General features: G+C 54.5%; 10 protein-coding genes. 4 read left to right on the top strand and 6 right to left on the bottom strand.

The features are described 5' to 3' along the window. Positions 1–75 precede the first annotated feature (75 nt). On the top strand, positions 76–1,557 hold the full coding sequence (locus ACR0BI_RS09985) for a heparinase II/III domain-containing protein (RefSeq protein WP_480562196.1): 1,482 nt from the start codon (positions 76–78) through the stop codon (positions 1,555–1,557). 204 nt (positions 1,558–1,761) lie between these two features. Here ACR0BI_RS09985 and ACR0BI_RS09980 read toward each other — a convergent pair whose 3' ends face one another. The 6 genes from ACR0BI_RS09980 to ACR0BI_RS09955 all read right to left on the bottom strand — a co-directional run bounded on the left by ACR0BI_RS09980 (position 1,762) and on the right by ACR0BI_RS09955 (position 8,611). Next, a complete protein-coding gene (locus ACR0BI_RS09980; protein WP_480562197.1) occupies positions 1,762–2,679 on the bottom strand; it encodes a hypothetical protein in 918 nt (305 codons plus the stop codon). A 4-nt stretch (positions 2,680–2,683) separates the two neighbouring features. Continuing rightward, positions 2,684–3,517 carry a class I SAM-dependent methyltransferase gene (locus tag ACR0BI_RS09975; RefSeq protein WP_170646851.1) on the bottom strand — a complete coding sequence of 278 codons (834 nt, stop codon included), beginning with the start codon at positions 3,515–3,517 and terminating at the stop codon, positions 2,684–2,686. A gap of 13 nt (positions 3,518–3,530) precedes the next feature. Then, positions 3,531–4,715 (bottom strand): glycosyltransferase, encoded by a 1,185-nt coding sequence (locus tag ACR0BI_RS09970; protein WP_480878597.1) that lies wholly within the window; start codon positions 4,713–4,715, stop codon positions 3,531–3,533. Continuing rightward, complete coding sequence (locus tag ACR0BI_RS09965; RefSeq protein WP_170646853.1) at positions 4,712–6,388, bottom strand: glycosyltransferase family protein; 1,677 nt, start codon at positions 6,386–6,388, stop codon at positions 4,712–4,714. Before ACR0BI_RS09965 ends, ACR0BI_RS09970 begins: the two co-directional genes overlap by 4 nt. Beyond that, the gene (locus ACR0BI_RS09960) at positions 6,381–7,367 is read right to left on the bottom strand and encodes a glycosyltransferase family 2 protein (RefSeq protein WP_480878594.1); all 987 of its coding nucleotides are present in this window, start codon (positions 7,365–7,367) and stop codon (positions 6,381–6,383) included. The genes ACR0BI_RS09965 and ACR0BI_RS09960 overlap by 8 nt, the downstream gene beginning before the upstream one ends. 281 nt (positions 7,368–7,648) lie before the next feature. Beyond that, positions 7,649–8,611, bottom strand: coding sequence for a LysR family transcriptional regulator (locus tag ACR0BI_RS09955; protein WP_170511772.1), 963 nt, complete (start codon positions 8,609–8,611; stop codon positions 7,649–7,651). Positions 8,612–8,738: 127 nt separating this feature from the next. Here ACR0BI_RS09955 and ACR0BI_RS09950 point away from each other — a divergent pair, with 127 nt between their 5' ends. The 3 genes from ACR0BI_RS09950 to ACR0BI_RS09940 all read left to right on the top strand — a co-directional run bounded on the left by ACR0BI_RS09950 (position 8,739) and on the right by ACR0BI_RS09940 (position 13,283). Beyond that, positions 8,739–9,746 (top strand): TAXI family TRAP transporter solute-binding subunit, encoded by a 1,008-nt coding sequence (locus ACR0BI_RS09950; protein WP_170394045.1) that lies wholly within the window; start codon positions 8,739–8,741, stop codon positions 9,744–9,746. 80 nt (positions 9,747–9,826) lie between these two features. Beyond that, entirely contained in the window at positions 9,827–12,040 is a 2,214-nt protein-coding gene (locus ACR0BI_RS09945) for a TRAP transporter fused permease subunit (protein ID WP_170596462.1), read from the top strand. Positions 12,041–12,044: 4 nt separating this feature from the next. Further along, positions 12,045–13,283, top strand: coding sequence for an NAD(P)/FAD-dependent oxidoreductase (locus tag ACR0BI_RS09940; RefSeq protein ID WP_480562205.1), 1,239 nt, complete (start codon positions 12,045–12,047; stop codon positions 13,281–13,283). The last annotated feature ends 18 nt before the right edge of the window (positions 13,284–13,301 follow it).

The raw sequence follows: 13,301 nt of genomic DNA, 5'->3' as shown, positions 1-13,301 counted from the left end.
GGATACAGTTGGATTAGTGACAATCTGGACGAAGAGGATCATCAAATCATTCGATCGGCACTTGTCGAGAAGGGGTTGAAAGAAGCCGCCAAAATCTACGATCTGGATACGCATTATTATGACAAGGGTTGGATCGCCCCCCAACGCTGGGTGAACCCAGTGTCTGTTCCCGCATCGCTTCCTGATGGGACGGCTACCGCAGATATCGCCTGGCCCGTTGCTTCCTTCAACTGGAACATCGTTTGCAATGCAGGAATGATCGTCGCTGCTCTGGTTGTGTCAGAAACAGAACCGGAACTGGCTGATCATATTATTGAGCAAGCGCAGGTTTCACTTAGAAATGGGTTGGCAATGTTTGCTCCGGATGGTGCATGGCCAGAAGGACCGATGTACGGGGCTTTGTCCGCCCGGGACGCGGCGGTGGCGTTTGATGCGCTTGTTTCCGTCCTCGGGCATGATTTTGATCTCTCTAGAATGGTAGGGTTGGAGGATTTTGGGGAGTTCCTGATCCATGCATCTGGGCCAACTGGCATGCTGTTTAACTTTGGAGACAGCGATACAAGCACTGACCTTGTTGTGTTGACCTGGTTGGCGTCGCGGTTCAATCGCCCGGGCTACGACATTAAAATGAATAGCAAAATGCGGTCTTCCCATCCTGCATTCGAGCTGATCTGGCAGCAGCGAAGCAATAGTGAACCAATCACTGCCCGATCAACATCCTATTGGTCTGGAGGGCTTGGGATCGTAACCATGCGGTCTGGTTGGAATGACCCTAAGGCCAGCTATATCGGCCTCAAGGCTGGGCCGCTTAGCAGCCATCACAATGACCTTGATGCGGGCACCTTTGTGCTTGAAGCCGACGGTGTACGTTGGGGGGTGGATCTTGGGCTCGGAAATTACCAATTGCCCGGCTACTTTACTGACAAACGTTTTGACTATTATCGAACCGCCACGATCGGGCAGAATACACTGACCTTTGACATGGCAAATCAAATCGAAACGGGGCGGGCGCATGTTGAGGAGTTGGCGCAGTTTCCAGGTTTCGATTTTGCAATCGCCGATCTTTCAGACGCCTATGGAAAGCCCAAGGGAACGGTCAGACGAGGCATAGCTCTTGTCGACGGAACGACAGTGTTGGTTCAGGATGAAATTAGCCCTGATCAACGGGGGCGGGTGGCGTGGGCAATGCATACCGAAGCGCAGTTAACAGTTGATGGCTCCAAGGCCACATTGCGCCAGGATGGGAAAGAACTAACCGCACGCATACTGTCGCCGCCAAACGCCACCTTCTCTCAACTTTCAGCCAATCCTTGCGAAACGGCATTCAATTCTGAATGTGCGATGCAGAATCCGAATTCAGGCGTTACACGGCTCATGATCCAGCTTGATCTTGATGAAAGTGACAAGCGTGAAACCATTGTTGTTACTTTTGAACCTGATGCACAGGCCGCAAACAAGCCGGTCATCCCGTTAGGTGAGTGGCGATTGAACGCGACCCTCTCGAACGATGTTGAGAAAAAGCACATTGATCGGTTGCCTGCTGAAAACTCACGATAGGTTTGGGTCAAATTTGAACGACCTCAACCCTGGCTTTGGGCGATGCTGGGTGCGCTCAAGGAATGTAGTACGCACCAGAAGTCGCACTATGTTTGGAAACGAATAGAAGACGGCACCCTAGCGCCTGAGGCAGCGCATGGCGACCTTCAGATACGATAGACTCCGATTCAAGTTATCTGGCTGACCCGATCCAAATTAATAAGCCTATACAGCTTCGTGCTCACCACTGCTTAGATATCGGCGCAGGGTTACGCCAAGCCCAAACACAGCTACATCCCCCAGAACCGAGATCGCGCGATGCGCGATCGCAGCGCTTAGACCGACTCCCTGATCAGTGAAAAGGCCAAGTCCGAGAGCAATAATTCCGTCTCGAATACCGATACCACCGGGTGCGCCTGGCATCAGAAAACCGATGACCCAGGCTGTCGAAAAGATTGCGATGCATTGCAATATACCGGCACCACCCTGAGGGTAGATCGCCCGTGCGACACACCAAAGTGACAAACCCAGCATCAAAAAGTTGAAGCTATGCAGAAACAATAGGATCAGGCATTTTGAAAATGTAAGTTTCGGTTTTCCCGCTTTGCGCCAAATCACAATCTGGCCAATCACTATGCAGGCCAGAATTCCGAAGAAGATGATTGTCGTCTGTCCATCGAGCCAGGATCCTGGAAGGTCTGCAATTACTGCGGCGACAAGATCGGGCATGGTCAGGAGCACAATTCCGACGACCAGAGCACCGCTGGCGAGCAGAAAACCGATCTCGAGCAACAGAGATGACGCAATAATTGCGGATGGCACTCCATCACTCCTTGCGAGGGCGAAACGTCCCAAAAGGTGGGCAACATTGCCGGGGATGTATTTCCCGATCTGCGATACCATTAACTGACTTTCAGCGCGTGTGCGCGGTAGGGCAATGTCATAGATGTTTAGCGTCACCCCCCAAGCGACGGCACCTACGAGCTGCGACAGCACATAAAGGGTAAACCCACCTAGCAGTGCATAACGGGCGCGGCCTGACCCGAGGTCGAGCACAGCGATGTCTCCCGCGTGTCGAACCAGAATGATTCCGATGAAGATCAGGGTAGCAGCGGTGCCGATATAGCGCAGGACGGTCGCCATCTTCTTATGTTTTGCGCGCCACTACAAGAAAGCCGTTTCCAAATTCGGTGTTAAGGAACGGGCGTTGTAGCTGGAAAAAAAGCCGCATGACCGTGACTGCGGGTATGGAAGAAAACACAGGCCAGAAGCGCCGCTCAATGGAACGATCGCTACCGCTTTCGTTGGTAAGGTCGTTCGCTGTTTTACCCGATTTGGCGTTGGTTTCCAATGTCTGCCCATAGGCCCGAGCACGCCAATACTCCATGATATTGGCCAAAGGAAAACCGTAGCACTCAACAGTTTCGACGGTGAAGCCGGCGTCCTGAACCGAATGTACTAAAAGTTCTTTACTGTAGCGTCGAACATGCCCTGCCCAAACGTCGGCAGCATTCCAGCGGGATGGGTGCGCAGGCGTCGACAAGATCATTGTTCCACCGGGTTTCAGATAAGTTTGCCATTCTCTCATGGCCTCAATATCTTGCTCCAAGTGCTCAATCACTTCAAATGACATGATCAGGTCGAAGGAGTTTTTCCAATCCGGGTCAAGCTCGGCCAAGAGTGTCATAGGGCTGGCTTGAGTGTTGAGCTTATCTGCCAGTTCAAGGGCTTGCTGCGAACGATCTACGCCATAAGCTTCAAAACCCTGTTCTGCCAGTTCTGACAATAGCGCAGCCGGTCCGCACCCGATGTCAAGCACTCTGCAAGGCATCAGATTTTTGAGATGCCGCATAACCCGATCACGCCTTAGAAGATACCGCGGCGCGGGCACCCAATTGGATTGCGGCAGGGCCGGGCCAAAGTGCCTGTGATAGATGGCAGAAGCACTATGCTCTGCGGAATTAATGGCGGTATCAGTCATGTCGACCACAGTTTTATCCGGCTTGAGGTGCACAATGAAACAAGTATCCGCAAAGAGTCCGCGCAATCTCATGCGGCTGGGCCATTTTCAGTTTGTCTTCAGGCATTACCGGATAGCCCTCGTGCCTCAATTCAGCGATGGCATCCAGCAGCGCTTCGGGATTTGAATGAGGGATAAGCTTCACCCCGAGAGCTTCGGTGCCGAATGTTTCGATCATGGCAGGTGAGCTTCGGGTGATCACTGAACGCCCTGACAACAGCGCCTGATAAACCTTGTTCGGCACCACTGACGCAGCCTTGCCAGAAGCGCCAAAAATGCCGAGGCAGATGTCGGCATTTGAAATTGCCTCGGTCAGTTCCTCATAGGGAACCCACTTCTGCCAGGAGATATGATTATGCTCCGCATCAACCAGAGCTGTCTCGAGCAATAGGCGCTCTTGCCCGGTGCCAATCAGGTGCCAATTGATATCGCGACCTCGATCCGAGGTAGCTGCCGTCAATATCGTTTTAAGCCCATGCAGCGGGATGAGCTGTCCGTAAAACAACACTCTAGTGGGACCGTCGTGGCGCACAGGAGGAGGCAGACGCTGGAAGGATCCCGGCTCAGCTCCCACCGGCACTGCTCCAATCCTGGATTCAGGCAAATTGAAGATCCGTGCAATATGCTCGGCATGCGCCTTCGTATCGAGCAAGACATGATGCGCTGCCCGACAGGCCAGCCATTCAGTGACCCAAAGCATCTGGCTCGGCAGTGACTTGGCTCCAACCATACTTCGATCGTTAACGACAGTGTCGTAAAGCGAAAGGAACATGTCCCAGGTGATCTGCCGCCGACGTAGCAGGGCAAAGGGCCACAACACCAATGTATCGAGCGCGCCAAGATAGGGAACCATCACTGCGTCATGACGAGGCGCACGCAAATAATGCAGGATCAGAAGCGGATAGGCCAAGAACGCGCTGAACAACACTCGGATCATCACAGCCACGTTCAACTGGCTTTTATCCGCGTGTTTGGGCCAAATCTCTGCGTGGATTTCAATTACTTCTACGCCGAGTTCTTGCAATCCAGTTCGGAGAATTCGAGTACGCGGTTTGCTAAGATCATATGTTCCCCAAAAAATCACCCGCTTGTTGCCGGGCTCAGATGGTATCGAAGTGGTGCTGACCACCCGAGGGGAAAGAGGCGTATCGGCATTCATAGCGAAAGCACCCGGAAGCCGGTATAAACCTCTCGATCCAAGCTTTCTGGTGCGACCGGCGCCACACCAGTATCCCAGATCAGCCTGACAGCAACACCTTTCGGTCCGTTGATTGTTACTGCCTCAGCCCCAATGCTGAGAATGTCTCCAGATGCGACGGCACTTGTGTCAATCTGTACTGGCTGGCTGGTCTCGACTCGATACCTCCCGGGGAACGGAAGTGCCAATTCAACCGGTTCGCCGGTCAGCGTCACTGATCCTCCGGCAAGCCAGATCGATCCCGAATAGTGCACATATGACTCGCGTAATATCTTGTGGTCCTCAGGCAACAGCACAGGCTCGGCTCCATTGGCCGAACTTGGGTCCATCGTCAGCGTCAGAGCAGTTTTGTTGGCGATAAGTAGAGGCGGCTGCTGTTCTACGATGATTTTGGCAAATACGGGCTGGCCCGCCGCCTGATAGCGTGTAACGCCCCAGCCTGACATGAAGAAACCAGGATTCGGGAAACTTGCGATCATGTGGCTGTCATCAATATAGGCGACCGGATCTGGGAACAGGCGATGAATTTCCGCAATAGTGGCGCGTTGGTTTCCTGCACGATCTTGCAGTGCTAGGGCTGCCTGGACAAAAAGCCCCGCAAGCATCACCATCACCAGTTGTGCCGAGCGTCGTGATGATCCAAGCCTCTGTGCTCCGATCGCGACGGCTACCATCAGGAGTGGGGTAGCGAAGGGGTAAAAATAGACAAAGGCATTGCGATAGATCACCACCGAGAGGAGCGGTGCAGCAAAGAGCGCAATCAACAGAACCCGCCGAGCATTCCGACCGGCACACAGTCCGATCCCCACAAGAATGATCTGTGGGAGACTGAGCATAGCCCAACTCATGAATTCAGTTGATCGTGGGAATATGCCGCTTTTCAACAGCGTCGTATTCAGCGCGTCCTTTGCATTGTTTGCCGTCTGGTTGTCTTCGGCGACGCGGAGGCCAGACGCATGCCAGAGGTAGAATGACACGCAAATGCCAGCCGCCAAGATACCCGTGATAATGATGCGCCGTACCGCTATTCGATCTTCGATCCTCCATATCAGCACGGCCAGAAATGCGGGCAGATAGAGTGCCGATTTGATCGTAACCAGTACGGCTAGAGCGCTCAGAAGCGCTGCCGCCAGTGTTTGCCAGACAGACAGGCGCGTGGTCAGCAAGATTGCAATCGAAGAAGTCAGTAATGCCGCAGCAATGGGATCGGCGCGGAAACTGGCGCCATAGGCCAAAACGTAGCCCGAAGTCAGGAAACCCAGAGCAGCGATATCGGCAAATCGCTGTTCGGTAAAACACAGGGCGATACGGTGCACAGAAATTGTGGTCAGCCCAACGCATGCAACCATCACAAGCCGGGCTGCAAATATCTGTTCCATCTCATGACCCGGCAGCGCATCGAGCCATGTGAAACCATGCACGAAGAAGGTCTGCATTGGACGGTCCAATCGACCGTCGAGGAAGGCATGGACATGTGACAGGAAATAGAATTCGTCCCAATTCACATTGTGAGTATACGCCAGCACCAGCATAAACACGAAGACAACGACAATGCTCGCACGTACCACTCGATCAAGAGTGATAGCCCCTACCAATCCGGCGTTTCGCTGATCGCCTAGCGCCGGATTATCCATTCTCTACCGCCCTGACCGGGTCGAGGGAAACTACTTCAGTAGGTCTAATCGGCGCGCGCAGCAACTCTCGGGCCCGGATGTCTTCCAGCAGACTACGGTTGGTGGCGATAAGATCGGCCAGGATACCAACGGCGAACAGTATCGTGGCCATTGCCAGCAGCACACCGGACAGAACCAGCGACTGAACATGCCCGGCCCCCCCGTCTGTCGCGTAATAATAGAGAAATCGCCCAACCCCGATTAAGCCAGGCAAGGCGAATACTGCCGAAAGCGTCAGGAAGAACTTCAATGGTGCATAGATCACAAAAACGCGCAGAATAGTTCTTGCGGAGCGGGTGACATACTCTCCGATACCTCTGAACAGACGAGACGGGCGTGTTACCTTGTTGACCCGAACAGGCACCGAGGTCATCGGGATATGTTTGCGTCCGGCCTGAATGATGGTTTCCAGAGTGTAGGTATAAGTGTTGACAACACAGAGTCGGGCAGCGGCATCTCGGGAATAGGCGCGAAATCCGCTGGGCGCATCAGGGATTTCTGACTTGCTAGCCAGTCGCACGACCCAACTGCCCAGCCGTTGAAGGGTTTTCTTCAACGGCGAGAAGCCCTCGATCTCTCTGATCGGGCGAGCGCCGACCACGATTTGTGCCTTACGCTTCAGTATCGGATCAATCAGGGCCGGAATGTCGTCAGCACAATACTGATTGTCTGCATCGGTGTTGACGATCACATCCGCGCCCAATGAAAGTGCATACTCGATGCCGGCACTGAACGCACGGGCGAGGCCGACATGGCTGCTCATTTCCAGAACGTGATCAGCTTTGGCATTCCAGGCGACTTCAACGGTCCGATCGGTGGAGCCGTCGTCGATGACCAGTACTTCAACTTTACTAACGCCAGGAATCGATCGGGGAATTGCCGCGATCGCTTCGGCAAGGGTTTCCTCCTCGTTAAGCGCCGGTATTTGGACGACAAGCATCATGATCATGCCACATTGATAACTATTGAGTGCAATTACATTTTATTTTGGGACAAAATTGTGTCCAAAAGGGGTAATTGTTGAGCCATCTGAAACGGTTGAAACGCTCCTTTGAAACAATTCGTATGAATACTCGATGGTTGGTGCGTCATCGGTGCCGACCGAAAACTGCGTTACGCTAAATCAGTGAATTCCGACCAGCCGTCGATCTTCTCAAATCAACTTGACGCTGTAAATCGCTTCGAGCGATCAAGAGATCAACTCATTGGGGCCGATCAGTATTACTCACGCCCGGCCTGGAAAATCCATTCTGTGTGAGGATTCGCCTTCACGTCTTCCAACATTTTTAAGACCTCGGCTTTCCATCCAGCTTTGATCTTTAAAGCCAGTTGAGACGGCGGCCGGTGGTTGGGTTCAAGGATCGCGTATTCATATCTGAGCGGTTTCTTGAATGGCAAAAAAGCGACCTTTCCGTCGGACAGGTTCAATTCTTGCTCGGTCACGACGGTCAGCGGATCAACGATGCTGCAACATTGCCCGGAGCTGACGAAGGGGATGAGCGGCTGAAAATACTGGCAGGTCACTGTCGGATTGTACTCAGCACCGACCTCCTCGAATTCCTGCCGGATTTTGCGCTGGAATGGGTGTGACGCATGCAAGCCGCCCATGGGCGTATCGTTCAGATCAGACAGTGTCAGGCTCTTACGCGAAGCAAGTGGGTGGGTGCGGTCAATGGCACAGAAGCAATCTGCTTTGATTAGTTCGGCAGAGTACTGCGGTTCTTTGCCCGCTGAATGTTCGAAATCAGCAAATCCGAAGTCGATGTTCTGGGTCCCTGCAAGCTCCATAATCTGAGGTGAACTGCGGGTGGAAAGAGTGATGCGAATATCGGGGTTTTCTCCGACCGACTGGCTGATGAAACGCGGGAACAAAAAGGCGGACGGGCCAGGCATCGTTGCGATGTTCAGGCTGCCTGCATGCCCTTTGATCAACCCTTCCATTGTGCTGGAGATGGTGGCGAGACGGTCCAGAATGCCTGTGGTTTCGGCCAGAAGGTAGTGCGCTTCAGGAACCGGAACCAGGCGTCTTCCCTTGCGTTCAAACAGGGTCAGTCCCAGCGTTTTTTCCAAGTTTTTCAACGCAAGGCTAATCGCCGGCTGAGTGCGATTCAGTTTCTTGGCAGTTTGCGAGATAGAGCCGGTCTCCATCACTTCGCGAAACACTGTGAGCTGCATAAGGTTCATGGTTAATGTATAAATAAAACCTTAGTTTTGTGAAGTATAAAAAATTTGCATTTATGCGAATCGTCTCTACGCTGAGGAGATCGAATTCGGGAAAACCGAATCCAGCGATCCAACAACGGAGATGATTATGAAATTCGTGAAATGTTTGACTGGACTGGCCTTGGCAGGCGCGCTTGCCGCCCCTGCGCTGGCGCAGGATCCAACATTCTTCCGCATCGGGACCGGTGGCGCAGGCGGAACCTACTTCCCCATCGGCGGCACCATCGCCAACGGAATTTCCGCCCCTCCGGGATCGCGTCCATGTGAAGAAGGCGGCCAATGTGGCGTTCCGGGGCTGATCGCGATTGCGCAATCCACAACAGCGTCTGTATTCAACAACGCCGCCGTGCAGAATGGTGAGCTTGAGGCCGGTCTGGCCGCGGCTGATGTGACCCGATCGATGTATCTGGGTGAAGGCAAGTTCGAGGGTAAACCTCATCCCAACCTCCGCATCGTTGCAAATCTGTTCCCCGAGGATCTGCATCTCGTACTGCCCGCTGGTCAGACGATCAACGACCTGGGCGATCTGGAAGGCAAACGCGTCGGTATCGCACAGGCCGGATCGGGTACGCAGGTTGCAGTTTTGCAGATGCTCGACGCCTGGGGCGTGAATCGCGACAATATGGATGAAGCCGAACTGAACAACAGTCAAAGCGCCGAGCGTTTGGCTGACGGTCAGTTAGACGCCTATTTCTACGCTGCGGGCTGGCCAGTTGCCGCGATGGTACAACTGTCGTCGACCAAAGGCATGAACCTGCATTCGTTCAGCGATGAAGATCTGGCCAAGATCAACGAGATCATTCCGGCCTATATCCCTTCGGCTATTCCGGGTGGTGTCTATGAAGGCATAGATGCGGAAACCAAGACCCCTGCGGTCAGTGCTATGCTGGTTGTGTCCTCGGATCTGTCGGAAGATCTGGTCTATCAGCTGACCAAAGCCCTGTGGAACGACAACACCCGCAAGCTACTGGACAACGGCCATGCCAAGGGTAAGCAGATCACGCCCGATACCGCGCTGGATGGTGTAGAGGCGCTGGGTGTTCCACTGCATCCGGGTGCCGAGAAGTTCTACAAAGAAGCCGGACTTCTTCAGTAAACGCAACAAACTGAACCGTATCGTCGGTGCCCCTATGTGGGGCACCGCACACTGGAACTATGCGAAATCGGGAGGCCATCATGTCCGAGACCCAGAAACTTGATGACCACGAATTGACGGCTGAGGAACTAGCGGCCATCGAGGAACAGTTCGATGAAGGTGCCGCCGTCCGAAAGGTGACGCCCACCGCTGGAAAAGTTCTCCGTGTTGTGGCCCTGATTTTAGCGTTCTACGAATTCTTCACAGCCGGATTCGGCCTGCCCGCAGACCACTGGCACATGGGCATCTACCTCGCCCTGCTGTTCATTCTGGTCTACGCCACAATCCCGATTGTCGGGGCCAAAAGCCTTTATGCCCTTAAGGTCAGCCGGTTCCGCATCGGTAACATCCCGCTCTATGATCTGGTTTTCATGGCGCTTGGCATCATTGCCGCGCTCTATGTTGGCATAGCCTGGCGCGGCATTCCGTTCCTTGGGATCGAGGAACAGACGTTCCGGATGGGCAACCCCAACAACTATGATGTATTTCTGGGCGTCGTCATCATCCTTTTGGTGCTGGACATTGCGCGGCGCACGCTGGGCTGGGTGCTGCCCCTTATCATCTGTGTTTTCATCTCATACGCCCTGCTTGGGCCGTACTTCCCCGGACTGCTGCAGCATCCCGGCGTGAATTTCAAAACCTTCGTATCGTCGATGTATTTTCCGCAGGAAGGTATCTACGGCGTCACGCTCTGGGTGGTTTCGACTATCGTCTTTCACTTTGTTTTGTTCGGCGTCATCGCGCAACGCACCGGTCTGGGGCAGCTGTTCATCGACAACGCGACTATACTTGCGGGCCGTTATACTGGCGGTCCAGCAAAGGTATCAGTCGTGTCCTCAGCTTTCTTTGGCACGATCTCGGGCTCATCGGTGGCCAACACCGTATCGACCGGAGCATTGACTATCCCCAATATGAAGCGCCTCGGATACCCGGGCCATTTTGCGGGCGGGGTTGAGGCTGCGTCTTCGGCCGGCGGCCAGATTACTCCGCCGATCATGGGCGCTGCGGCCTTCATCATGGCCGAGTTCCTTGAGGTTCCGTACACCACCATTGTGATCGCAGCGATCTTCCCGGCAATTCTGCACTATGTCGGCGTCTTCGCTGTGGTGCACTTGATGGCACGCAAGCTGAACCTGAAGGGTCTGGCGAAAGAGCAACTGCCGCAACTCAAAGCCGTCTGGGCGGAAGGCTGGGCCAATATCGTGCCACTGATCGGCCTGCTGGTGGTGCTGTTTACGGGCTACACGCCATTCATGTCCGCTTTTTGCGGTATTTCTCTGGCGGTCATCGCGGGCATGTCGCGGATCAAACAGCCGCCAACGCTGGTCTATGCCGCGGCTTTCCTGGCTTTTGTGCTTTGGAAATTTTCGGATGGCGGGTTCGACCTGACGATGACCGCAATCCTTTGTGGCCTGTCGGTTATTGCCACGCTGAATCCACAGAAACGGATTGAAGTGCCCGAGATGCTGCAGGCGGTCGAACTGGGCGTGAAGTACTCGCTGGCCGTTGGTGCCGCAGCGGCTGCGGTTGGCATCGTGGTCGGAGTGATCAACACCACTGGCATCGGCTTTCGCATTGGCTTCATGGTGACACAGGGCGCGGGCAATCTGGCTTCAGATATTTACAACATGATCTCGTTCGGCAGCTTCCAGCTGTTTGCCATGGAAGACCTGCAGCTGTTCATCTCACTGGTCTTCATAGCCATCGTCTGTATCCTGATGGGCGCAGGTATCCCGACCACAGCGTTGTACATCATGCTGGTATCGGTCGCACAGCCTGCTTTGGCGCAGCTCGGCGTTCCTCCCATCGCCAGCCACCTGTTCGTGCTCTATTACGGCGTGGTGTCAGAAATCACACCCCCGGTCTGTACGTCGGCCTACGCGGCTGCTGCAATTGCCAACTCGAATCCGTTCCGCACTGGCCTGTCGGCATTCACTCTTGGATTGGGCAAGGTGATTGCGCCGATGGCTTTCGTATATGCGCCAGTTCTGCTGTTCGTATCCTCAACCGGCTTCAATTTCTGGGAGTTCACTTACACCGCCGCCAGCTGTATCGCCGGGGTCATCGCCCTGTCGGCTGCGGTTGTGGGCTACTGGCTGAAACCGATGAATGTTGCGGCGCGGATTCTGATGGCCCTTGCGGGGATTATCTTTGTCGCGCCCAGCCTGACGGCAGACCTGATCGCGCTGGCCGTTGCCTCGCCTGTCATCGTCACCCAATTGATCGCGCGCAACCGCAGTCAATCTCCGGCCTGAACTGATGACAGAACAAGTGACCATCATCGGCGCAGGAATCGTCGGCATCTGTTGCGCTTTGTCGCTGCAGGAACGGGGCATTCAGGTTCGGCTGATCGATCGAGGTGAGCCGGGTCAGGAAACCTCGTTCGGGAATGCTGGTGTGGTTTCGCCTTGGTCGATCATTCCGCAAGCAATGCCCGGTATCTGGAAAATGCTGCCCAAAATGCTGCTTGACCCAAAGAGCGCGCTGTCAGTCAGGCCCAGCTTCTGGCCCAAAATGATTCCTTGGGGGTTGCGATTTCTCGGAAACTCAGGAGAAAAAACTGTTCGCGAAGTCTCGGACGCAATGGAGGTTCTTTGTCGCCCCTCCGTCGATCTGTACCGGCGTCATTTACATGGTACCGGGCACGAGAACCTGATCACCGATAGCTATTACATCCACGCCTTTCGCCGACCAGAACAGGCTGATCTGGACGGGCTTGGATATCTTATCCGCCGAGAAAAAGGCGGCGATCTGGAACGCGTCGACGGAGACGAACTGCGCCGATTGGAGCCCGCTATGTCCGAAGCGTTCAAAGGTGCGATCGTGATCAAAGGGCAAGCGCGTGTAACCGCTCCGGGACGTGTGGGAGCGGTTTTGGCCGAAAAGGCGCGAGTGCAAGGTGCTGAAATTGTGCAAACCGAAGTCACCAAGCTTACCCCCGCAGAAGAGGGTGGTTGGCAGATTGCAACTGCGCAGGATACGCTAACCGCCAGCCATGTTGTTCTTGCGGCAGGCGTATGGTCTGCCGACCTGTTGAAACCATTGGGATTGCCTATGCCTCTCGTGGCCGAAAGGGGCTATCATGTCGAATTCCCAACCCCTGCGGTCGAACTGAACAACTCGGTCATGGATGTGGATGCAAAGGTGGTCGCAAGTTCGATGCTTGGGGGGCTTAGGGTCGCCGGTACGGCTGAATTCGGCAGCGCCGATGCACCCGCTGACCCACGGAAGAAGCAAATCCTGTCCCAACAGGCCAAGGCCATGATGCCCGAGCTTGATACAGGTGAGGCGCGGTTTTGGATGGGTCGGCGCCCGTCATTCCCGGACAGCTTGCCCGCAATCGGGCAAGTAAAAGACCAAGAGGGACTCTGTGCAGCGTTCGGGCATTCTCATTACGGGCTGATGATGGCCCCGAAAACCGGCGAGCTAGTGGCGGATATCGTCTCGGATCGCATCCCGAATATCGATCTAGCACCGTATACACCAACCCGGTTTTGAACTTTCAAATCAAAGAAG

The sequence above is a fragment of the Ruegeria sp. E5 genome (assembly GCF_056534105.1).
The sequence above is the reverse complement of the archived record's forward strand: the minus strand, read 5'-3'. Positions and strand labels throughout refer to the sequence as shown.